At 42.0% G+C, this 22,099-nt stretch carries 19 protein-coding genes; 6 read left to right on the top strand and 13 right to left on the bottom strand.

What is annotated here, in order from left to right; all coding sequences use genetic code 11:
• Positions 1 to 26: 26 nt before the first annotated feature.
• The 3 genes from R2S08_RS13670 to R2S08_RS13660 all read right to left on the bottom strand — a co-directional run bounded on the left by R2S08_RS13670 (position 27) and on the right by R2S08_RS13660 (position 4,578).
• A complete protein-coding gene (locus R2S08_RS13670) occupies positions 27 to 1,319 on the bottom strand; it encodes a c-type cytochrome (RefSeq protein WP_316835715.1) in 1,293 nt (430 codons plus the stop codon).
• 252 nt (positions 1,320 to 1,571) lie between these two features.
• Positions 1,572 to 2,549, bottom strand: a complete 978-nt coding sequence (locus R2S08_RS13665) for a deoxyhypusine synthase family protein (RefSeq protein ID WP_108554189.1) — start codon at positions 2,547 to 2,549, stop codon at positions 1,572 to 1,574.
• A gap of 73 nt (positions 2,550 to 2,622) precedes the next feature.
• On the bottom strand, positions 2,623 to 4,578 hold the full coding sequence (locus R2S08_RS13660) for an LTA synthase family protein (RefSeq protein ID WP_316835714.1): 1,956 nt from the start codon (positions 4,576 to 4,578) through the stop codon (positions 2,623 to 2,625).
• Between the two features lie 118 nt (positions 4,579 to 4,696).
• Here R2S08_RS13660 and R2S08_RS13655 point away from each other — a divergent pair, with 118 nt between their 5' ends.
• Entirely contained in the window at positions 4,697 to 5,827 is a 1,131-nt protein-coding gene (locus tag R2S08_RS13655; RefSeq protein ID WP_316835713.1) for a BamA/TamA family outer membrane protein, read from the top strand.
• Here R2S08_RS13655 and R2S08_RS13650 read toward each other — a convergent pair whose 3' ends face one another.
• Complete coding sequence (locus tag R2S08_RS13650; protein ID WP_316835948.1) at positions 5,828 to 6,610, bottom strand: class I SAM-dependent methyltransferase; 783 nt, start codon at positions 6,608 to 6,610, stop codon at positions 5,828 to 5,830.
• Between the two features lie 41 nt (positions 6,611 to 6,651).
• Here R2S08_RS13650 and R2S08_RS13645 point away from each other — a divergent pair, with 41 nt between their 5' ends.
• Positions 6,652 to 7,521, top strand: coding sequence for a transglutaminase-like domain-containing protein (locus R2S08_RS13645; RefSeq protein ID WP_316835712.1), 870 nt, complete (start codon positions 6,652 to 6,654; stop codon positions 7,519 to 7,521).
• Between the two features lies 1 nt (position 7,522).
• On the opposite strand, the gene R2S08_RS13640 is transcribed toward R2S08_RS13645, so the two are convergent.
• The 3 genes from R2S08_RS13640 to R2S08_RS13630 form a co-directional block, all read right to left on the bottom strand.
• Positions 7,523 to 8,443: an alpha/beta hydrolase gene (locus tag R2S08_RS13640; RefSeq protein WP_316835711.1), complete on the bottom strand. Its 921-nt coding sequence runs from the start codon at positions 8,441 to 8,443 to the stop codon at positions 7,523 to 7,525.
• 2 nt (positions 8,444 to 8,445) lie between these two features.
• Positions 8,446 to 9,520, bottom strand: a protein-coding gene (prfB, locus tag R2S08_RS13635; RefSeq protein ID WP_316835710.1) for a peptide chain release factor 2 whose coding sequence is annotated in 2 segments (ribosomal slippage) — positions 8,446 to 9,459 and positions 9,461 to 9,520 — 1,074 coding nt in all. Because the reading frame shifts where the segments join, the coding sequence is not laid out codon by codon here.
• 77 nt (positions 9,521 to 9,597) lie between these two features.
• Positions 9,598 to 10,083 (bottom strand): hypothetical protein, encoded by a 486-nt coding sequence (locus R2S08_RS13630; protein ID WP_316835709.1) that lies wholly within the window; start codon positions 10,081 to 10,083, stop codon positions 9,598 to 9,600.
• A gap of 120 nt (positions 10,084 to 10,203) precedes the next feature.
• On the opposite strand from R2S08_RS13630, the gene pgi reads away from it, so the two are divergent.
• The 4 genes from pgi (at position 10,204) to R2S08_RS13610 (ending at position 15,952) form a co-directional block, all read left to right on the top strand.
• Positions 10,204 to 11,850, top strand: a complete 1,647-nt coding sequence (pgi, locus tag R2S08_RS13625; protein ID WP_316835708.1) for a glucose-6-phosphate isomerase — start codon at positions 10,204 to 10,206, stop codon at positions 11,848 to 11,850.
• Between the two features lie 42 nt (positions 11,851 to 11,892).
• On the top strand, positions 11,893 to 13,206 hold the full coding sequence (locus R2S08_RS13620; protein WP_316835707.1) for a pitrilysin family protein: 1,314 nt from the start codon (positions 11,893 to 11,895) through the stop codon (positions 13,204 to 13,206).
• A 25-nt stretch (positions 13,207 to 13,231) separates the two neighbouring features.
• Positions 13,232 to 15,304 (top strand): insulinase family protein, encoded by a 2,073-nt coding sequence (locus tag R2S08_RS13615; protein WP_316835706.1) that lies wholly within the window; start codon positions 13,232 to 13,234, stop codon positions 15,302 to 15,304.
• 117 nt (positions 15,305 to 15,421) lie between these two features.
• On the top strand, positions 15,422 to 15,952 hold the full coding sequence (locus R2S08_RS13610; RefSeq protein WP_316835705.1) for a DUF4251 domain-containing protein: 531 nt from the start codon (positions 15,422 to 15,424) through the stop codon (positions 15,950 to 15,952).
• A gap of 51 nt (positions 15,953 to 16,003) precedes the next feature.
• On the opposite strand, the gene R2S08_RS13605 is transcribed toward R2S08_RS13610, so the two are convergent.
• The 6 genes from R2S08_RS13605 to R2S08_RS13580 are packed head-to-tail and all read right to left on the bottom strand — an operon-like array spanning position 16,004 to position 21,978.
• Entirely contained in the window at positions 16,004 to 17,080 is a 1,077-nt protein-coding gene (locus tag R2S08_RS13605) for a glutaminyl-peptide cyclotransferase (protein ID WP_316835704.1), read from the bottom strand.
• A complete protein-coding gene (locus R2S08_RS13600; protein WP_133783527.1) occupies positions 17,061 to 17,423 on the bottom strand; it encodes a YraN family protein in 363 nt (120 codons plus the stop codon). Before R2S08_RS13600 ends, R2S08_RS13605 begins: the two co-directional genes overlap by 20 nt.
• A complete protein-coding gene (gene dnaG, locus R2S08_RS13595) occupies positions 17,423 to 19,381 on the bottom strand; it encodes a DNA primase (protein WP_316835703.1) in 1,959 nt (652 codons plus the stop codon). The genes R2S08_RS13600 and dnaG overlap by 1 nt, the downstream gene beginning before the upstream one ends.
• Before the next feature lies 1 nt (position 19,382).
• Positions 19,383 to 20,330 carry a hypothetical protein gene (locus tag R2S08_RS13590; RefSeq protein WP_316835702.1) on the bottom strand — a complete coding sequence of 316 codons (948 nt, stop codon included), beginning with the start codon at positions 20,328 to 20,330 and terminating at the stop codon, positions 19,383 to 19,385.
• Between the two features lie 30 nt (positions 20,331 to 20,360).
• Positions 20,361 to 21,545, bottom strand: coding sequence for an amidohydrolase (locus tag R2S08_RS13585; RefSeq protein ID WP_316835947.1), 1,185 nt, complete (start codon positions 21,543 to 21,545; stop codon positions 20,361 to 20,363).
• Positions 21,538 to 21,978 carry an SPOR domain-containing protein gene (locus tag R2S08_RS13580; RefSeq protein WP_316835701.1) on the bottom strand — a complete coding sequence of 147 codons (441 nt, stop codon included), beginning with the start codon at positions 21,976 to 21,978 and terminating at the stop codon, positions 21,538 to 21,540. The genes R2S08_RS13585 and R2S08_RS13580 overlap by 8 nt, the downstream gene beginning before the upstream one ends.
• Between the last annotated feature and the right edge of the window lie 121 nt (positions 21,979 to 22,099).

Below are 22,099 nucleotides of genomic sequence, written 5' to 3'. Positions count from 1 at the left end.
ACGTTCTTTTTTAACTAAACTCTCTATTAATAGTGACATTTACCACACTCTAAACCACCCAGGGCAGCAGGCGTAATTTTTTCGCCTTTTTTGATCTTCTCATGTGCTTCGATGATCTTCGTATAGAATGCATTATCCTTCACATCCAATTTGGTGTCTTTATGACAGTTGATACACCATTTCATTGTCAAAGGAGAATACTGGTAAATTTCTTCCATCGTATTCACAGGACCGTGACAAGCGAAACAAACCGGCTCATTTGGTTTTAAACCTTTTGCTTTACGGATCGCTTTCTCTGCAACAACAACGTGTTGTGAGTGGTTGAAATAAGCAAAATCAGGAAGGTTGTGAACACGAACCCACTCGATAGGTTTTTCCTTGGTTTTATCGTAAGTCATTTTGTCCGCATCGTATCCAAGAGCGTTATAGATTTTCTGGATCTCAGGAGAAATGTTACCATCATGGTTATCTCTTGCCTGAACCTGTTTGTGACAGTTCATACAAACATTCAATGAAGGTATAGATGCATTTTTAGATTTGAACGCACCTGAGTGACAATACTGGCAGTCAATCTGATTCGTTCCAGCATGCAGTTCGTGAGAGAACTTGATTGGCTGAACCGGCTGATAGCCTGTATGAACACCTGTATTCCACATTCCCATCCATCCAAATGAACCTAGTGTAATCACCAGACACAGGATAAAGAAGAAAACGAATTTCTTGTTTTTAAATAAGACACCTAAACCAGCAGCCAGGGAAACTTTTTCTTCCTCAACCACCTCAATACCTTGTTTCTTCAGAATCAGACGCTCCAACATTTTAATTGCGCGACCCAATACCACAAGAACAACGATAGAGATCAGGATAACCGCAACCACACCAGCAAGAGAGAAGTTAGATACTTCTTCCTGAACAGCAGTTCCGGGTTTATCACCTTCTTTTTTAGGCTCACCTGCTTTTACATAAGCAAGGATACTTTTAATTTGCTCCGGAGTCAGCGAAGGAAATGCAGTCATCTCTGCATTTGGATTCCATTTAGAAGCTTCAACAGCTTCTTTGTCTCCCGAAGCGATAAATGCAGGTGCATTGTTAATCCACTTCAACAAGAATGCCTCACTTTTCGTTGGCACTATTACTTGTAAAGCAGGTCCGGTCATATCACGGTCTAAAGCGTGACAAGAAGTACATTTTTCCTTAAAAATTTTCCTTCCTTCTGCTGCATCCTGTGCCTGTGTACCAGAAACGATTAAAACAGATAGAGCCGTTAACATGAATGCCGACTTCCAAACTCTTCTAATGATCAATGAGATATTCCTCATAATGAGTATTTTATACAATTTTTTAAAAAACTTACAGTTGTAATTGATGTTTAAACTTAGATCTATCATCAAAAACGTGAACAAAAGTAAAGTTTATTAAGTTATCAATGACAAATAAATGACAGGAAATACAATTTATAATCATTCTAAACTATGCCCTGAAATGCTCTAAACGAAGAAAATCAGCAGCTTTTTTAAAAACCACTGATTTTCACTCCCCCTAAAAGTGAGAGATAATTTTGGATTTTAAAATTACATTTTTAATATCCATGCAAATATTAATGGTGCAACGATCGTTGCATCAGACTCTACAATAAATTTTGGGGTATGAATATCCAGCTTACCCCAGGTAATCTTTTCATTAGGTACGGCACCAGAATAAGAGCCGTAAGAAGTCGTAGAATCAGAGATCTGACAGAAATAACTCCAGAATGGAATGTTCTCCATTTCCATATCCTGATAAAGCATTGGTACAACGCAAATCGGGAAATCGCCGGCAATACCTCCACCAATCTGGAAAAACCCGATTCCTTTACCCGAACTGTTGGCAATATACCAATCAGCCAGCCAGCCCATATATTCAATACCGCTTTTCATGGTTGTTGCTTTCAGTTCACCTTTCATCACGTAAGAGGCGAAGATATTACCCATAGTAGAATCTTCCCATCCCGGTACAACGATTGGCAGGTTTTTCTCTGCTGCAGCCAGCATCCATGAATTTTTCGGATCGATTTCATAATATTGTTCAAGATCACCGCTCAACAGCATTTTATACATGAATTCATGCGGAAAATAACGCTCACCTGCTGTGTCTGCATCTTTCCATAATTTATGAATGTGTTTTTGCAGTCTGCGGAAAGCTTCTTCTTCAGGAATACAAGTATCTGTAACCCTGTTGTAATGATTCTCCAAAAGGTCCCATTCGTCCTGAGGGCTCAGGTCACGATAATTAGGAACCCTTTTATAATGTGAGTGGGCCACAAGGTTCATGATGTCCTCTTCAAGGTTCGCACCTGTACAGGAAATAATAGATACTTTATCCTGACGGATCATCTCCGCCAACGAAATACCCAGTTCAGCTGTACTCATTGCACCAGCCAGGGTGATCATCATTTTACCCCCTTCATCTAAATGGGTTTCGTAGCCTTTGGCGGCATCCATCATAGCTGCCGAATTAAAGTGGAGATAATTCGTCTCCATAAATTTCGATATTGGTCCTCTTGTGCTCATCTTGTTTTTTAAATAAAGCGCAAAAATAGACAAATAATCTTAAACCCGCACAAGCTTATCTGTTCTGCACAGATCACCAATGCAATCCACTGTTCTTAAAAAGGTCGTAAGCGGTTTGATAATTGGAAATGGCCTGCTGTATAATTGGCTCAGGAAATTTAGCCGGGAGCTGTTCATTCGTTTCCCTATTATATATATAGGTCTCTATCTTTTGCTGAGGACTTAAAATAACCAAACTATCCTTTTTCATATAAGCCAGTTTCTGATAAGTACCAAGAACGATTCTGGAATCATAACCCGGGTCCAGTACATTTTTCCCATATAGATTACTTTCATAATTCCAGCCCATCAGCTTAAATAAAGTCGGATAAAGATCAATCTGGGAACAAGTCTGATCAATCACCTTAGACGGTGTAGACTGCAGATTGACAATAATGCAGGGAATGTGATATTTACTGATATCTATCTCATTCTTTCCGGCACTGCTTGCACAATGATCTGCAACAATAATGATTACGGTATTCTTAAACCAGGGCTTTGTTTTCGCTTTCTTTAAAAATTCACCGATCGTATAATCTGTATATCTTATTGCGCCGTCACGTCCGCTACCAGAAGGGATATTAATCTTACCCGCTGGATAAGTAAAAGGACGATGATTTGAAGTCGTCATCACAAAATTGTAGAAGGGTTTCCCTTCCTTATCGTACTGATCAGATCCTCTGATCACAGCATCATAAAGATCTTCGTCACTAATCCCCCAGGCATTTTCAAATTTTACCCGATCGTCCGTTATGATGGTTCTCTTAGTGGTATAAGATTCACCAACCATGATTTTTTTACCCCGATCTACAATATCAAAACCATTACTTCCGAAATATTGGTTCATATTATCGAAATAACCATCACCCCCATAAAAAAAAGTACGGTTATAGCCGGCCTGTTGAAAGATATGACCTACTGTAGTCAGCTTTTCATTTCCCGGCCGTCGCACAATACTACTTCCGGGTGTTGGCGGCACACACAAAGACAAAGCCTCCATACCACGCACAGTTCTGGTACCCGTAGCATACATATTTGTAAACAAGACATTTTCTTTTGCCAGTGAATCCAATACAGGAGTCAAGTTGGACTTACTTCCAAATGCCCCAAGAAATTCAGCACTTAAACTCTCCACCGTAATCATGATTACATTTGGTCTGTAAGCAGAATTGCCATTATCAATTTTTCTTCTTACCGAATTCCCGTCCTTCACATAAGCACTCCCCTGTTCAGACAATTCTTTTCGAATCATCTGATAAGCCAGCTTCTTTTCTATCAAAGGATAAAAATCATTATAATTTAATTCGTTGTTCTTAAATGCGGCAAAGAAAGAATATACGCCTGCCTTTGAAAGTTCATTCTGATACCGGTTCTGCGAGCCATCGGCCAGACTATTGCTGACAAAAAAACCATACACCACAGCCAGACCAATAAGCAGTCCTGAAATCACCAAACGCCTGGAGAAAGGCGTATTGGAATAAAAGCTGTTTGTAAAAACCTTCTTCTTATAAAAAAGGTACATAACAGCTGAAGTCAGCAAGAGAATTCCTCCAATTAAAACAGGCAAAGGATAAGACTCATTAATATTGTTAATTACCTCATACGTATAAATCAGGTAGTCTACCGCAATAAAATTAAACCGGCTTTCAAATTCCTGCCAGAACGTAATTTCTGCAAAAAAGGAAAACATAAAAATCAAAACCACCAGGAACAGCCATATATAGGTAGCAATCCGGTTAAATTTTGAATTGTTCCATTTCTGCGGCAGCAGAAGCAAGTATAAAGCGTAGGATACAACGATAAAAAAAGAAACCCCTAAATCAAAAAAGGTTCCGGTAAAGTAGATTTTTAAAATCGCCAGAAAACTCAAATCTGTTTTCACTAAAGAGGCCACCAGTAAGCCTGTCCTGATTAAAAAAGAACTGATCAGGAAAACAATAATAAAAGAAAACAAGACACTATACCTGTTTTTTAAGATACTCAACTGCATATTTAAGCTTAAATAAACTCCAAAACTACTACATTAATCTGAACAAATCCCGAAGAGCAATTCTTTTCCATCTAAATATAAATTAAAATATTCCATCAGTTCTAGTACTTTTGCGGCAATGAAGAAGATTACACTGCTCACCATTTTATTTTCCATAACCCTCCCTACCTTCGCACAAAAGAAACTCATCAAAAAGATGCTCTCCAATGAAATTGATACCACCAGGAGACCAAGCTTTATGCCCATCCCGGTATTAGGATACAGCCAGGAAACTGGCTTTGAATTCGGTCTGGGTGGCCTTTTCTCTACGTATATGGACCGTAAAGACACGCTAAACCGAAGCTCAAATTTTTCATTGATGACCTCCGTATCTACCAAGAAACAGTACAATTTTACCCTCAGAAATGATATATACACCAGCCAGAATAAATTTCACCTCATAGGTGAACTCATCTTCAGAAGGAATCCATTCAATTTTTATGGTATAGGCAATAAAACGCATCATGCCGATGAGAACAAACTGCTGGAAAAACAATTCAAAATCCTGCTTGAAGCCGAAAAAAGTCTGATCCCTTACACCTACACCGGTGTTTCCATTGGTTACGAAAATTACAGCTATACCGACAGAGGAAATGGCGGCATTTTTGCCACCAATCCTAATATCCATGGCAAAAACGGAGGAGATCTGGTCTATATTGGGGCCTCTCAAAGTTATGACACCCGAAATTCCAACAACTATCCAACCAAAGGTTTCTTCGGCCGGGTTACCTACCAGTATGCCCCGAATTTTTTTTCCAGCAATGAATTCAACACCAGTCAGATCAAAGTTACCGTAAGTAACTTCTGGCCACTGGCCAACCGCCTGGTCTTAGGCGTAAACGGATTCTATCATACTGTTCAAAGTAAGAACACACCATTCTATCTTCTGCCGCAGCTGGGAAATGATGAAATGATGCGCGGTTACTATCGCGGAAGGTACAGGGACGAAAATCTCATTACTGCTCAAACCGAACTCAGATACCGTTTTACCAATAGATTTGGTCTTGTTGCCTTTGCTGGGGCCGGGCGCGTTTTTGCCAACGGTGATTTTTCACTCAAATACTTCAAACCTACTTATGGAGGTGGCGGACGTTATTTCTTTGATCCGGCAAAAGGCCTGAGCGTACGACTTGACTATGGTATCGGAGAAAAACCACCTCACGAAAAGCGCCAGAGTGGTTTCTACATCAGTCTGGCAGAAGCCTTTTAATCAATACTTGATTTTAAAATGCTCCTTTACCTGTCCTTTTCTGAAATAGACTAAACCGATCCAGAATAAATCGACCGTTACAGTAACGTCAGGGTGTTGTTTGATCTCTTCCCAGGCTTCCTTCATACCCTTACTCCAGTAAATATCATCAAAGATAAGCAAGGAATGTTCCTGCACTTTCGGGAGGCACCATTTAAAATAATTCAGTGTAGCCTCTTTGCGATGGTTGCCATCTACATATACAAAATCCAGTTTTTTCTGCCTATCTATCAGACCTGGGAGGATTTCATCAAAATTGCCGACTTCCAGCTCCACTTGGTTCAGTCCCAAATCCTTAAAATTCTGAGCAGCCACTTTAGCTGTTTGCGGACACCCTTCTATGGTGATCACTTTTGCCTCAGGCGATGACCTGGAGAGATAAGCTGTCGTAATACCCAGACAAGTACCCAATTCAATGATCAGTTCAGGATTTCGTTCCCCAGACAGGCGATAGATCAACTGAGCAAGCCGAGGACTCTTGAGCGCATTCTTTGCAATTTCCTTAACACTTTTTTTCCTGTTTTTATTCAGGTGAGACCCCGCCCCCAAGTCTGTAACCTCGATTACGGCATCGTCATTCAAAAGTTTTTTTCTCTGTTCCTCTATACTTTTGTAATCATTTTTTGACTTAAAATCGTAAATTACCTCATCTGTTAATTTATAAACAAACGGAGAGTGCGTACCATGTCTGCTTTTAGCGGTAAAACGATGCTTTAAGTAATCGATAAAAAAATTAAAAACCATAGCTGCAAAAATAGACAAACGTACAATTGGAATTGCATATAATGGAAAATAGTACAGAAATAAGTGCATTGATCAAACTTCTGGACGACCCGGACAATGAGGTTTATGAACACGTGGAGCGTCGCCTGCTCGAGTATGGGAATGCTGTGATCAATTATCTGGAAAGCACCTGGGAAAAATCGCTTGACACGCTCGTACAGGAACGCATAGAGAATCTTGTTCATAGAATCCAGTTCACCAATGTCAAAGAAGATCTTAACCTATGGTTCCAGAGTGGTGCCTTCGACCTTCTTCAGGGAGCACTTGTGATCAACAGGTATCAGTACCCGGATCTCGACGAACAAAAAATCATTTTACAGATAGAAGAAATTAAACGGGAAATCTGGATGGGATTACAATATGAAATGAGTTCCATCGAGAGGATCAAATTCATGAATCACATTTTCTACAGCATTTATGGTTTTTCCGGAAACACAAAAAACCATCATGATCCTCAGAATTCCTATATCAATCAGGTACTGGAAAGTAAAAAGGGGAACCAAATTTCCTTAGCCATTATCTATTCTACTATAGCCCAAAAACTGGATATTCCGGTATACGGCGTGAACCTGCCTCAACACTTCATTCTGGGTTATATAGATGAAAGTAAGAAAGAAGAGCATGAGTTTGGAGTCCTGTTCTACATCAATGCCTTCAATAAGGGGGCTATCTTTGGAAAACACGATGTCGACCAGTTTCTAAGACAACTCAACCTGGAACCGCAGCCGGGGTTTTATGCCCCCTGCAGCAATGTAGAAATCATTAGAAGAGTCATCCGAAACCTGATTTCAGCCTACGAGAACCTGGGCTCCGCAGAAAAAGTTCAGGAATTAAAAGAATTGCAGGAAATTTTAAACAGCAGCCCGGTTTAGCCTATTTCAATAAATGATTCATGCTTAACCAGTTTATCAAACGGTCAAACCATTGATCGGCAGTGGTCGGGTTATTCAAACCAAAGCCGTGACCACCAGCCTGATAAATATGAATTTCTACCGGAACCTTCGCTTTTACCAGAGCCTGGCTATAAACGATACTGTTCTCTACCGGAACCGTAGCATCATCTGCAGCCTGTACCAGAAAAGCTTTAGGGCTTTCTGCGTTGACACTCCGCTCATTCGAAAAATATTCTTTCTGTTCCATAGAAGCATCCTTTCCAATCAAATTCCTGAGCGAGCCTGTATGAGGCGATTCCAAAAAAGAAACAACAGGATAGATCAGTATCGAAAAATCAGGTCTGAGGTTCACCTGACTCGCAGCCGGGATCTTCACATCCATATAATGTACAGAAAGACTAGAGGCCAGATGCCCCCCGGCAGAAAACCCCATAATCCCAACCTTAGCCGGATCTATATTCCATTTTCCTGCCTCATTACGCACTTTATAAATGGCCTGCTGCACATCCTGCAAAGGACCGAATGACTTATCCAGCATAATGGCCGTATCTGGTAACCTGTATTTTAAAACAAAAGCCGTAATCCCGATCTCGTTAAATTTCTTTGCCACATCATAACCTTCATGTGTAATGGCCAGACCAGAATACCCGCCACCAGGACAAATAATGACCGCAGTACCATTTGCCTTATTTTTTGGTGCCTGATAAACGGTTAGCGTTGGCTCAGATACTTTGGTTATGATGACACCCCCTTGTTTTCTTGGCGTGGATACCTCCTTAAAATCAGAAGGTACGGGTTTCGCTCCTGGTATTATGCCAGGATAAAGAGGTTCAACTTTTTGTGCCATTAAGCTGTTTGCCGACATCAGAACAACCATAAATAAAGTGCTTAAATATTTCATGATTAAAATTCCATTAGGTATGCTTTTAAAAAGTCGTTCAGATCACCATCCAATACAGCCTGAGGGTTAGAGGACTGGAAATTTGTCCGGTGATCTTTTACCCTCCTGTCGTCCAGCACGTAACTCCTGATTTGTGAGCCCCATTCTATTTTCTTTTTATTCCCTTCTATCAATGCCGTCGCTTCCATACGTTTACGCATTTCTACTTCATACAGTTGCGACTTCAGCAAACGAATGGCGTTTTCTTTATTCTGTAATTGTGACCTTGACTCCTGGTTTTTAATCACGATACCAGAGGGTTTATGGTATAAACGCACAGCCGTTTCCACTTTATTTACATTTTGCCCACCAGCACCACCGGAACGGAAAGTTTCGAACTCTATCTCAGAATCCTTAACCTCTATCTCTATGGTATCATCTACCAGGGGATAAACATACACCGAAGCAAAAGAAGTATGCCTGCGGGCATTCGAGTCAAACGGAGAAATCCTGACCAGGCGATGCACACCATTCTCTCCTTTCAGATAGCCGTATGCAAATTCTCCGGAGAATTGAAGTGTCACTGTTTTCACACCAGCAATTTCCCCCTCCTGGTAATCCTGTTCCGTGATTTTGTACCCATTTTTTTCGCCCCACATCATATACATACGCATCAGCATATAAGCCCAGTCACAACTTTCTGTACCACCGGCACCCGCTGTAATCTGCATTACAGCCGGAAGCTGATCTTCCTTGTTCTTAAGCATATTTTTAAGCTCAAGCTCTTCTATCGCTTTTAAACAAAGATCATATTGCTCCTGCATTTCTTCTTCGGTGGCATCACCACTCTGCAGAAAATCGAAAATGATCTGCGTATCCTCCAACAGCGCATTTGCTTTCTGCCAGCCATCAGTCCACACTTTCTTTGAATTAATTTCTGCAATGTGTTTTTCCGCCTTTTTAGGATCGTCCCAAAAATTTGGCTGCAGGGTAAGTTCCTGCTCAATACGAATATCTTCTAGTCGGTCATCAACGTCAAAGATACCTCCTCAGCGACGCTACTCTGTCCCTTAAATCCTGAATTTGTTCTTTAGTCATAGCCCAAAGATATAAAATAGAAAAGGCTATCTAAACAATCTTTAGACAGCCTTTTCCAAAACAGTTGTTTTTAGGAGTTAAAACAGTCCTTTTAATTTATCCATGATGCCCCCTGTTTCCCCTTCCTTACTGGTAAACAGGTCGGTCAGATCAGACAACTGAAACTTGCCATCCGGACCAGAAATTTTGCTCAATACATCCTTAATATCAAATGAACTATCGTTCGGATCATTGGTTTTGCTCACAAATTTATCCAGGATACCAGGTATTAGGGAAGAAGCAATATTTTTAGCCGATTCCGCATTAATGCCCAATCCAGCCAGTTTATCCGTGAAACTCGAAGTCGCCTGCTGGGCAACATCACTATTGGCTACATTGCCACCTTTAAAAGCATCAATAAGGCTTCCTATATTTCCAGAAGACAACTGATCCTTGAGCGTATCAAAAATAGATCCGGAGGCTGCCTGAATGGCTGCCTCATTATGTTCATTAGGAACCTCACTATTGTTTACAATAGCATCCTGAGCGCTTTCAGTAACCAGTTGTTTTAAATTTTCTAACATAGCAGTTTTTTTTAGGTGAATACGTTATGTTTTATCATATAAATATAATCAAAATTAAATCCAGCTTTCTCCATTCTATCAAATAAAATAAAGCCTTACATTTACAGAAACACCAATATTATGCTACCAACAATAAATTTCACAGAAACAGAAGCCTACAAATATCTGGCAGATCACTTTATTGATATCAATGAGAAAAGTTTAAAAGACCTTTTCACAGAAGATAATGCACGATTTGAGAAATTTTCTCTACTATTCGAAGACATCCTTCTTGACTTTTCGAAGAACCGCATCAACGACACCACTTTAGCCTTGCTGCTGCAGTTGGCCAAAGAATGTAAACTGGATGAAGCCATCAAGGCCATGTTCAGCGGAGAAAGGATCAACCAGACCGAAGACAGACCAGTACTTCATATTGCCTTAAGAAATCAAGGCGGTAAAAGCATCCTCGTAGATGGCAAAAATGTTATGGAGGACGTGAATAAAGTATTGGCCAAGATGGAAAAATTCAGTGAAGCCATTATTTCAGGCGCATGGAAAGGCTATACAGGCAAAGCCATCACAGACGTCGTTAACATCGGTATTGGCGGTTCAGACCTTGGACCCGTTATGGTCACCGAAGCTTTAAAAGCCTATAAAAATCATCTGAACCTTCATTTTGTTTCCAACATTGACGGTACCCATATTGCAGAAACCCTCAAAGCTGTAAATCCGGAAACAACTTTGTTCCTGATCGCTTCAAAAACCTTTACCACACAAGAAACCATGACCAATGCCCATACGGCAAAAGACTGGTTGCTGGAAAAAGGGGCTAAACAAGAAGATATTAAAAAACATTTTGCCGCCCTGTCTACCAATGCAAAAGACGTAGAAGGCTTCGGAATCGATACTGAAAACATGTTCGAATTCTGGGACTGGGTAGGCGGACGTTATTCACTTTGGAGCGCCATCGGACTTCCAATTGTACTGAGCATCGGTTTTGACAATTTCAAGCAATTACTGGCGGGAGCACATGCTACCGATCAGCATTTTGAACATACCCCTTTTGAAAACAATATCCCTGTTATACTTGGTCTTATTGGCGTATGGTACATCAACTTCTTTGATGCCGAAACACAAGCCATACTCCCTTATGATCAGTATATGCACCGCTTTGCAGCCTATTTCCAGCAGGGAGACATGGAAAGCAACGGAAAACATGTAGACCGTAACGGCCATGATGTAACTTACGAAACCGGACCGATCATCTGGGGTGAACCAGGTACCAATGGTCAGCACGCTTTCTACCAGTTGATTCACCAGGGCACCCGTCTGATCCCTTGCGATTTTATTGCACCAGCACAAAGTCTCAATCCAATTGGCCAGCACCATCCGATCTTATTGTCTAACTTTTTTGCGCAGACAGAAGCCCTGATGAACGGAAAAACGAAAGAACAGGTAGAAGAAGAATTAAAAAAAGAAGGTAAATCAGCAGAAGAGATAAAAAAAATCGCCCCCTTCAAAGTTTTTGAAGGCAACAGGCCAACCAATTCTATTTTACTTAAACGTGTAACACCTTACACGCTGGGCAGTCTAATCGCCATGTATGAGCACAAAATATTTGTACAAGGCATCATCTGGAACATTTTCAGTTTTGACCAGTGGGGTGTGGAATTGGGCAAGCAATTGGCAAAAAGCATCCTGCCAGAGTTAAAAGATGACCAGGAAGTATCCAGCCACGATGCATCAACCAACGGACTGATCAATCAATACAAAAACTGGCGATAATCAACTAAACTCAATTATCATAAAACAACTGACTGATTTGCAATGAAACAAAATCTCTTATTGACGCTGGCCATTTCCGGTCTTTGCTTTAGTGCGTCTGCACAAAAGGTAAAGTACACGGAATATGACCTGAACAACGGTCTTCATGTGATCCTGCATGAAGACAAAACAGCACCCGTGGTCGCTGTTTCTGTAATGTACCATGTGGGGTCTAAAGATGAGAACCCCGATAGGACAGGTTTTGCCCATTTTTTCGAGCACCTCTTGTTTGAAGGAAGCGACAACATGAAACGTGGTGATTTCATGAAAATTGTAAGCAGTAACGGCGGGCAGAACAATGCCAATACCACCCAGGACAGAACCTTCTATTATGAAGTATTCCCTTCCAATCAACTGGAACTCGGTCTTTGGCTGGAAAGTGAGCGCATGCTCCACCCAAAAATTGATGAGGCGGGTGTTAAAACTCAAAACGAAGTGGTAAAAGAAGAAAAACGCATGCGGATTGACAACAAACCTTATGGAAAGTTCGCAGAAAACATCTTCACCCATTTATTTGAAGGCCATCCGTACAGCTGGCAGCCCATCGGCTCAATGGCCCACCTGGATGCAGCCAAACTCGGAGAATTCATTGCTTTCTTCAAAAAGTACTATGTTCCGAACAATGCTGTTCTAACCATTGCGGGAGACATCGATCCTGAAAAAACCAAGGCTTTGATCGCCAAATATTTTGATGAAGTTCCAAAAGGCGCTGAGGTGGTTAAACAAACTTTCGAGCTGAAACCCATCACCAAACAGATCATTGATACCGCATACGATGCAAACATACAATTGCCGGCCATCATGTCTGCTTACCGTGTACCTGGCATGAAAAGCCGCGACAATAAGGTGCTTGAAATGGTCAGCTCCATTTTATCCGGTGGTGGCAGTTCCAGACTGAGAATGAAAATGGTGGATGAGAAAAAAACCGCCCTTGAAGTTGGGGCTTTCAACTATACCCTGGAAGACTATGGCGCTTATATTACCTTCGCCATTCCAAACAACAATACACCGCTAAACGACCTGCTTAAAGACATAGATACAGAAATTCTTAACCTGCAAACCAATCTGATCAGTGAATCTGATTACAAGAAACTGCAGAACCAGTTTGAAAATGCCTATGTAAGTGCAAACACCAGAATGATCGGCGTTGCTGAAAATCTGGCCAACGGCTATACTTTTCACAACAAAAACACCAATGACATCAATCAAGAGTTAGAGACTGTGAGGTCTATCACCCGGGAAGAGATCAGAGATGTTGCCCGCAAATACCTGAACAAAGACCAGCGTGTAGTCCTTTATTACCTACCTAAAAAATAGAATTTCTAACCATTTTAAGATGACCATGAAGAAGATATTCCTATTTGCACTGGCCGCAATATCCATACATACAGCCTCAGCGCAAAAATTAGACAGGAGCCAAAAACCAAAACCAGGCCCTGCACCCATCATTACCATTACTGATCCAGTAACCTACAAATTGCCAAATGGCATTACTGTACTGGTTGTAGAGAACCATAAATTACCAAAAGTATCTGCAAGCTACAGCATCGATGCCGGCCCGATCACAGAAGGATCAAAAGCAGGTGTAACCGGATTGCTGAGCGGCATGCTTGGAGAAGGTACAAGCACCAAAACCAAAGCACAGTTTGATGAAGCCGTAGATCAGCTCGGCGCACAAGTATCCGCCTCTGCCAGCGGAGGAAGTGTTTCTGCGCTGAGCCGTTATTTCGACAGTGCGTTTTTGTTAATGGCCGACGCCATCAGAAACCCCTCTTTTCCTCAAGCTTCCTTTGACAAGCTGAAATCGCAAACTCTTACCGGCTTAAAATCGAACGAACGCAGTGCCAAAGCCATATCCGGAAGAGTAGTCAACGCACTTTCTTATGGAAGCAAGCACCCGTTTGGAGAGTTTGAGACCGAGCAAAGCATCAATTCTATCACTTTAGACGATGTAAAAGCCTCTTATAAAAAGCTGGTTACCCCTTCCAGGGGCTATCTAACCTTTGTAGGTGACATCAAACCAGAAGCAGCAAAAGCACTAGCCATTAAAGCTTTTGGAGACTGGAAAGGCTCAGCACTCAGTCTTCCTGTACTGACCAAAGTGAGCAATCCGGCAAAAACGGAAATAGATGTGGTAGATGTACCTAATGCAGCCCAGGCTGAAATTACAGTTACCAATCTGATCGACTTACCGGTGAGCAGCCCGGATTACCATGCGGTTTTACTGGCCAATGAAATCCTGGGTGGCGGAGCCGACTCCAAACTGTTTCTTAACCTGAGAGAAAAACACGGCTTCACCTATGGTGCCTATTCCTCTACGGGTTCAGGTCGTTTCCAATCTGCCTTCAATGCAAATGCAGCGGTAAGAAATGAGAAAGCAGACAGCGCTGTGGTAGAATTCTTAAGGGAAATCAATGTCATGCGCACAGAAAAAGTGAGCCCGGAAGTACTTCAAAGCGCAAAAAACTTGTATAACGGAACCTTTGCCCTTGGACTGGAAAATCCGGCACGTACCGCCAGTTTTGCAAGCAACATCCTGATCAATAACCTTCCAAAGGATTTTTATCGCACCTACCTGCAAAAGATCAACGCTGTTACTGCTGACGACATCCTTAGGGTGAGCAAGAAATACTTTGGACATGATGATGCCCGTGTAATCATCGTTGGTAAAGCAGATCAGTTTGTCCCTGCGCTTCAGAAACGCGGATTTACCGTAAAATCGTTTGACAAATATGCCGTACCTGTTACAGCATCTGCCACACCTGCTGCAGTCAACAAGTCTGCTGCTGAAATTCTCTCTAAATACATCAGCGCAATCGGTGGAGAAGCTGCATTAAAAAAAGTAAACTCTATTGTTCAAACTGCAGACTTTGAGATACAAGGACAAAAGCTGGCCTTAAACATCAAACAACTGGCACCAAACCTGGAAAGCAATGAAGTTTCTATGGGTGGAAACATCGTCATGAAAGAAGCCTTCAACGGAACATCAGGTTATCAAAGCCAGATGGGACAGAAAAAAGACCTGGGTACTGAAGAGCTTGCAGAGAAGAAAGCCAGAAAAGGCCTTTTTGATCAGCTTAACTACGCAGGAAACAAACTTGAAGTTGCCGGCACTGCCAAAGTTGGACAAGCCGACGCTTATAAGCTGATCGTGACCTCCCCTTCTGGTCAAGCCACTACAGAGTACTATGACATCGCTACAGGCTACCTTGTAAAAGAAGAAAAAACAAAAAAAGCAAATGGAACAGACATTAATCAGACGATTGAATACAGCGACTATCGCAAAGTAGACAATGTACTGCTTCCATTTAAAATGGTCCAATCTGTACAAACCCCTCAGGGCAGTCAGGAATTTGTGATCACAATAAAAGAGATCAAACTCAATACAGATCTGAAAGCTGCTGATTTCAATTAACAGCACAATACTTTAAAAAGGGCGCCCAAAAGGCGCCTTTTTTGTTTACCTATCCCCTTGTATTTTAAACCATTCACGCAAAAAAATGTCTATATTCATAGTATAATCTATATCAACATGAAAAGAATTCAAAATATATTAAGCATTTTGCTCATCGCATTGACCTTACCGTCTATAGCGCAGACAGATAAAGCGACCACCCAACGGGTAGTACAAGACCAGGATTTCGTTTTTCAGGCCACCAGTGCCATGCCTATGGCCAACATGGATGTTAGCCGGGTGCTCAACAGAATGAACAATCCGGGAGGAGCCGGGAACATCAATTTAAGTGGATCTCAATATGACCTGACCATTAAAAAAGATAGCATAGTAGCTTATCTGCCTTATTATGGCCGGGCATATACCGCAACCATGAATCCCGACGATTCCGGAATAAAATTTAAGTCCAAAGACTTTACCTATACCAATACCAAAAAGAAAAAAGGCGGCTGGACCATCACCATCATTCCTAAAGACGTCAAAGACAGTCAAAAAATGATTCTTGACGTATCGGAAAGCGGCTATGCCACACTAAGTGTGACCAACAACAACAGACAACCCATTTCTTTCTACGGGTACATCAGCGAGCCTAAAAAACCAAAAAAATAAGGCCTACTCAAAAAATAAATTTGTCCTCCCGGTAACAGCCGGGACGGCAAATTATTTCTTCGGCACCAGTGAAATCTGGAACAGCTTATCGAATTTCTTCCCGGTCACAAACAGTCTCTTCCCTTTTGCATCCCAGGCAATACCATTTAGAACGTCTGTATTCGAAAATCTATCTTTTGCCGGAAGAATACCCGTCAAATCAATATAACTCTCTACAACGCCCGTTAATGGGTTAATTATAGCAATTTTATCTGTCTGATAGATATTGGCATACAACTTACCATCAATATACTCCAGTTCGTTTAGCTGGTCTACCTGTCCTTTATTGTCATAAACCTCAATAAACCCTTCTTCCTGATAAGTCTCCTTGTTTAAAAACCAGATCTTATTGGTCCCATCGGATTTCAAAAGCCTTTGCCCGTCGAAAGTCAGGCCCCAGCCTTCACGGCTGTTCTGATACAAAAAGGTTCCCGTTTGTTTAAAGGTCTTTGCATCGTATACAAAACCCGTGTTTTCCTGCCAGGTCAGCAAGATCACTTTGTCTCCCACCAGGGAAGAGCCTTCTCCAAAATATTTTTTATCCAGGCTGATCTTTTGTAAAGCTTTGCCCGATTGCAGGTCTACCCACCTTAACGTAGAAAAACCATATTCTCCGGTACTTTCCAGGAATTTACCCTCGTGGAATTCCAGTCCCTGTGTATAAGAAGTGGTATCATGCGGAAACGTATTCACCACCTTATAGCCAAACTCAGTAGGCTTTAGGGCTGATTTCAGCTCCATATTCACCGTCAGGGTGTCTTTACTTCCAGAATGCTCTACCACTGCAGAAACCAGCCTGTAACCTAAAGGCAACTCTTTCGTATGTAAAGTAAATGCCTCGGCATTACTTTTCGAGCCCACAACCTTACCGTCTACCAGATAGGTTGCCGCTGTAACCTGCGTACCTGCAGGAACATCCAGCTCAATTTTAACGTCTTCTCCCTGCCCTACTGCCTTACCCTGTTCAGGCGACTTAAAGCCTATGCTGGCCGCCCCTTTATCCTGTTTGCAAGCGAAAGTAAAAGTAACGCCCATTGCCACGCAAAAAGCGAGGAGATTCTTTTTTATCCTAAGTTGGCCAAAATGCATCTTCTATATGATTTATCGTATAAAGTTCTTTATTTTCAAACACAATTGCAATGATGTCGAAACGAATCTCCCCCTGGTGGTTTTTCCGCTCTATATATTCCAGTGAAGCGAATTCCAGTTGCTTTTCCTTTTTCCAATCCACAAAATCCTCTGGTTCTCCATGCTCAGCAGAACGCCTGGTCTTCACCTCCACAAAAATGATCTGTCCTTCCCAGAAGGCAATCAAATCTATTTCTGCCCTGCCGTACACCCAGTTCCGCTCTAAAATTCTGTAGCCCTTCTTTTCCAGATAATCTTTAGCCAGGTCCTCGCCATATTTCCCAAGGTCGATGTGTTTCGCCATTATTTCAAAATTACAGAACCCAGGAACTTGGAGATTTCCCTTTCTACCCCTTTAATAAAAGAATAACGCTGCATCAGGATTTCCTGGTTCACTGCATCCTGCTCATTTTTGATTTCCTGCAGCAGGTTTAACAAAATACGGTCTACCTTTCTTTTCTTCAGGTGAAAGATCCCACTCAGAATTGTTGCCTTTAAATTCACCGTCTCATCCCTCACATAGATCTGGTGCTTATTGTACCAGTTCTCACTCAGGCTATAGGGTGAAGTAGACAAATTAATCGCCAGGTTAACAATCTCCCTGTCCGGGTTTTTAATAAACTGACTGGCTACAGGCAAATGTCCGTTCTCTATTTCCTCCTTATAGTGCGCTATGATCTTCGCACATACACCATCTTCAAAAGTAACATCAGACAGATTCTGCATGATAAAAGAACCAATATACATGTTGTCGATATTGTCCCAGCTCACCAGCTCATGACCAAAAGTCAGCAGCAGCCGCACAATTTCCTGCTCCTGAAGAATGTCGGTTTCATTTCTACTTTCTACCGCTTCTGCAGGAACACCTGGTGCACCATCTTCAAAAAGATTATCCGGAGGGCCGTCCTCATAAGGCGAAGCAGAAGGTGAAGGCGTTGAAGATGCGGATTTCTTGAATTTTGCCGCCCGCATTTTGTTCAGCTCCGAAAGCAAAATTCTTTCCTCTACCTGGAGCAGATGACTACATTCTCGGATAAAAACAGAAGCCTTGATGTCATCCGGGATCTTCGCAATACTCTCTACAATATCCCGGATAATGCCCGCTCTTTTAATCGGATCATTTCCAGCTTCCTTAAGTAAGGTATTGGCCTTATACAGGATAAAATCCTTGCGGTTGTTCTCAATATATTCCTTAAAGGCACCCGAGCCTACATGGTGCATATAAGAATCCGGATCATGTCCATCCGGGAAGTTGACCACCTTTACATTCAGCCCCTCCTCCAGGATCATGTCCAATCCCCTCAGGGAAGCCTTTATACCCGCAGCATCTCCATCGTACAAAATGGTCACATTCTGCGTAAAACGGCTGATCAGCCTGATCTGTTCGGTAGTTAAAGAGGTTCCTGAAGAAGCGACTACGTTTTCCACACCAGCCTGATGCACAGACAATACATCCGCATACCCTTCTACCAGGTAGCAGTTATCCGTATCCCGGATGGCCTTTTTAGCATGAAAAAGACCATACAGCACATTGGATTTGTGGTAAATATCGCTCTCCGGTGAATTGACATATTTAGGTACCTTTTTATCGGTCTTTAAAGTCCGTCCGCCAAAGCCAATAATCCGACCGGTAAAGTTGTGAATGGGGAACATTACACGTCCTCTGAACCTGTCATAGAGTTTCCCTTTATCGTTACGGATCGATAAACCCACTCGTTCCAGGTACTCTTCTTTGTGCCCGCTGTTTACCGCTTTAAGCGTCAGCGCATCCCAAACATCAGGAGAATAACCCAGTTCAAACTTCTTGATGATGTCTTCCCTGAAGCCCCGCTCCTTAAAATAACTTAAACCAATGGCCCTTCCATCTGCCCCTGTCCAAAGTTCCTCGGCAAAGAAGCCTGCCGCAAACTGCGAAACCACATATAAAGTTTCCCTTGCATTCTGTGCTTCCAGGTTTTGTGGAGACTGTACGGTTTCTTCAACCTCTATATTATATTTCTGAGCCAGGTATTTTAAAGCCTCCGGGTAAGAATACTTTTCATGGTCCATAATAAAATGGACCGAATCCCCCCCCTTACCGCAGCCAAAGCATTTATAAATCCCTTTGGTTACGGATACATTAAAAGAAGGCGTTTTCTCATTGTGAAAAGGGCAATTGCCAATTAAACTTGTGCCGCGCTTCTTCAAGGCCACAAAATCACCAACCACCTCCTCAATGCGAGCGGTGTCCATGATCTTGTCTATCGTAGCCTGGTTAATCATTTTATTGTTCTTTTAATGGTATAAATTTATGGTAATCTTTTTGCAAAACCAGTACACTTGCCCGTTCTTCCTTCTTCAACGGAACATTCCAGTTGCCCTGGTATGAGATCTTTGAAGGCAGCTTGACTTCACCAAAATAACTCATTTCAATATTCATCTGTACATTAAAATCAAACAACATATTGCTGTATTTCATATCCACATACCGGCCAAGAATCTCAAAATTCCGCTTATCGAAAATGGTGGTCAGTTCTTTGATCATCAAGCCGTCTTTTGTCCAGCCGCTCAGATCAGGTTTAATGGAAACCTTGAACCGGTACACCGGAATAGAATCGAGGTAGGTTCCACTATAGAAAGTATAATCATAATACTGCCTCATATTTGGCGTAAAGATTTCGGTTTTGCTACCGATAAAAGGAAGCCCTTTGACCGGTCTTCCCGGCGAAAAGATCAGGGTCTTCAGCTTATCCTTATAGCTTGCATTGGATCCTTCAGCCTTCCCTCCAAAAGATTCATCTGAAAATTCAGACTGATAGGCATTCATGAAGATATAGTCAAACATCTCTACGGTATACAACTGATACTTTCCGTTTTTCTTGTACACCCTTCCAGTATCCTGTTTGACCAGGTATTCCAGCCGGGGAGCCGTGGTATTGTGCCTGATCTTCCTGAAGATCCTGCCGTTCACCTTGTTCTTCTTATCGTACGTATAGATGCGGTTCTCGGCAATAAACCCATATTTTTTCATCTCCCGGAAGGCCCTGTAGAAACTGGTGTCGGTGGTCACCGCATCAATAAAGGTTTGCACACTGAGTCTTCTGGCCGTAATATTGACTGTAGAATCCAGCTGGATGGTTTGTATCGTATCCGGGTTAAACCTTTTAATCTCCTGGCTATTGGCTTTAACCATTGCCATCAGTCCTATGCTCAATAAAAGTAACCTCTTCATCCCTGCCCTATTCAACGCCTCCGTACAGTATTAATTGCCCAATTCTTTTAATGCAATATAAGCCATCAAGCCTGTTGAAACCTTTAGTGCGTCTTCATCCACATCAAAATTAGGGTGGTGTACCGAATAGGTGGTTCCTTTTTCTGCATTACCTGTACCCAATCTGTAAAAACAAGCATCGGTGACCTGTGAATAATAGGCAAAATCTTCCGCAGCCATCCAGATGTCCAGGTCCAGCACATTTTCCTTACCCAGGTAATCTTCTGCATAAGCACGCGCGTGATCAGTAAGTACCGGTTCATTCACCAGGAAAGGATAGCCATTCATAATCTTAAATTCACAACTTCCACCCATACTTTCAGCAATCCCTTCGGCCATTTTTTTCATTAAACGCTTCGCTTCTGCACGCCATTCCTCGTTCAGAGTCCTGAAGGTCCCCTCCAGTTTCACCTCATTAGGAATAATATTCGTTGCCCCGTTAGCGATCACCTTTCCAAAAGAAAGTACCGAAGGCAAACGCGGATCTGCATTCCTGCTCACAATCTGCTGCAGGGCTACAATGATATGAGATGCAATCAACACCGGATCTATATTCTGGTGAGGTTGTGCTCCATGGCCACCTTTTCCAGTAACGGTAACGTACAATTCATCTGTAGAAGCCATATAGATTCCCGAACGGAAACCCACTTTTCCAGCATCAATAAAAGGCATCACGTGCTGACCAATGATATGATCAGGCTTAGGGTTTTCCAGTACCCCTTCTTTAATCATAATGCTTGCTCCACCGGGCAGCAACTCTTCTCCTGGCTGGAAGATCAGTTTAATGGTTCCTGCAAACTCTGCTTTAAGCCGGTTTAGAATATAAGCCGTTCCCAATAAAGAAGAAGTATGTACATCATGACCACAGGCATGCATTACCCCCTTATTCTTAGAAACATAAGGTTTGTCATTCGCTTCATGAATAGGCAAAGCATCCATATCTGCACGCAGCGCAATTACCTGATCAGAAGGTAAATCTCCTTTGATCATCCCAACTACCCCCGTATTGGCCATAGTCGTAAAAGGAATGCCCCAGGATTTCAATTTATGCTGTACAAATAAAGAAGTTTCAAATTCCTTAAAAGAGAGTTCCGGATTGGCGTGTAAATGTCTGCGTGAAGCCACCACTTCATCAAAGATATGGGCGGCCTGTTCTTGTATCTGATCTTTAATCATCATTGCTGTAATCTAAGGTAGGGGCATTAATTTTTTCTCTGAAAATGAAAAGCGTTGGAAAATTAGGCCGGAGCGCATTCATGAGACGCTGCGCTTCCAGGCGTGTCCTGAAATCTCCCACCCTCAGATAATAATTGGGTTCCCTGTAGGTAATATAGGTATTTAATTTAGGATAAAGGGTCTTAAACCTGGCTTGCTCCCGGAAGGTCTCTCTTCGGTCAGAACCGTAAAAAACCTGCACTCTATATCCCATTTGTGCCACTACAGGTCCAGTTCTTTTGATCGTCGCAGGAGCTGTCTTTTTGCTGAGTTCCAGTCTTTTCTCGATCATGCTGTCAATCAGCGGATCTTTAATAATAATGACCTCACCTTTTTTCTGGGCAAATACAGGAACACATAACAAACAAAACAAACAGGTATAAACTACTTTCATTTAAATTAGGTTTTCACAGTGCTGAAGCTTACATAAGCAATACTTTTTAATGCAGGCTTATACAGGTTTCATGAAAAGGCTATAAAAAAAGAATGCCGAATTTCTTACAAAACTCGGCATT

The sequence above is a fragment of the Pedobacter nutrimenti genome (assembly GCF_032678445.1).
Taxonomy (GTDB): domain Bacteria; phylum Bacteroidota; class Bacteroidia; order Sphingobacteriales; family Sphingobacteriaceae; genus Pedobacter; species Pedobacter nutrimenti_A.
The sequence above is the reverse complement of the archived record's forward strand: the minus strand, read 5'-3'. Positions and strand labels throughout refer to the sequence as shown.

Bases quoted from the DNA above. Each gene is read 5' to 3' on its own strand.
- pgi (WP_316835708.1), top strand. From the start codon at position 10,204: ATGCTACCAACAATAAATTTCACAGAAACAGAAGCCTACAAATATCTG.
- R2S08_RS13590 (WP_316835702.1), bottom strand. From the start codon at position 20,330: ATGAAGAGGTTACTTTTATTGAGCATAGGACTGATGGCAATGGTTAAA.
- R2S08_RS13620 (WP_316835707.1), top strand. From the start codon at position 11,893: ATGAAACAAAATCTCTTATTGACGCTGGCCATTTCCGGTCTTTGCTTT.
- R2S08_RS13600 (WP_133783527.1), bottom strand. From the start codon at position 17,423: ATGGCGAAACACATCGACCTTGGGAAATATGGCGAGGACCTGGCTAAA.
- R2S08_RS13605 (WP_316835704.1), bottom strand. From the start codon at position 17,080: ATGCATTTTGGCCAACTTAGGATAAAAAAGAATCTCCTCGCTTTTTGC.
- R2S08_RS13580 (WP_316835701.1), bottom strand. From the start codon at position 21,978: ATGAAAGTAGTTTATACCTGTTTGTTTTGTTTGTTATGTGTTCCTGTA.
- R2S08_RS13645 (WP_316835712.1), top strand. From the start codon at position 6,652: ATGGAAAATAGTACAGAAATAAGTGCATTGATCAAACTTCTGGACGAC.
- R2S08_RS13665 (WP_108554189.1), bottom strand. From the start codon at position 2,549: ATGAGCACAAGAGGACCAATATCGAAATTTATGGAGACGAATTATCTC.
- R2S08_RS13670 (WP_316835715.1), bottom strand. From the start codon at position 1,319: ATGAGGAATATCTCATTGATCATTAGAAGAGTTTGGAAGTCGGCATTC.
- R2S08_RS13615 (WP_316835706.1), top strand. From the start codon at position 13,232: ATGAAGAAGATATTCCTATTTGCACTGGCCGCAATATCCATACATACA.
- dnaG (WP_316835703.1), bottom strand. From the start codon at position 19,381: ATGATTAACCAGGCTACGATAGACAAGATCATGGACACCGCTCGCATT.
- R2S08_RS13610 (WP_316835705.1), top strand. From the start codon at position 15,422: ATGAAAAGAATTCAAAATATATTAAGCATTTTGCTCATCGCATTGACC.
- R2S08_RS13585 (WP_316835947.1), bottom strand. From the start codon at position 21,545: ATGATTAAAGATCAGATACAAGAACAGGCCGCCCATATCTTTGATGAA.
- R2S08_RS13630 (WP_316835709.1), bottom strand. From the start codon at position 10,083: ATGTTAGAAAATTTAAAACAACTGGTTACTGAAAGCGCTCAGGATGCT.
- R2S08_RS13655 (WP_316835713.1), top strand. From the start codon at position 4,697: ATGAAGAAGATTACACTGCTCACCATTTTATTTTCCATAACCCTCCCT.
- R2S08_RS13650 (WP_316835948.1), bottom strand. From the start codon at position 6,610: ATGGTTTTTAATTTTTTTATCGATTACTTAAAGCATCGTTTTACCGCT.
- R2S08_RS13660 (WP_316835714.1), bottom strand. From the start codon at position 4,578: ATGCAGTTGAGTATCTTAAAAAACAGGTATAGTGTCTTGTTTTCTTTT.
- R2S08_RS13640 (WP_316835711.1), bottom strand. From the start codon at position 8,443: ATGAAATATTTAAGCACTTTATTTATGGTTGTTCTGATGTCGGCAAAC.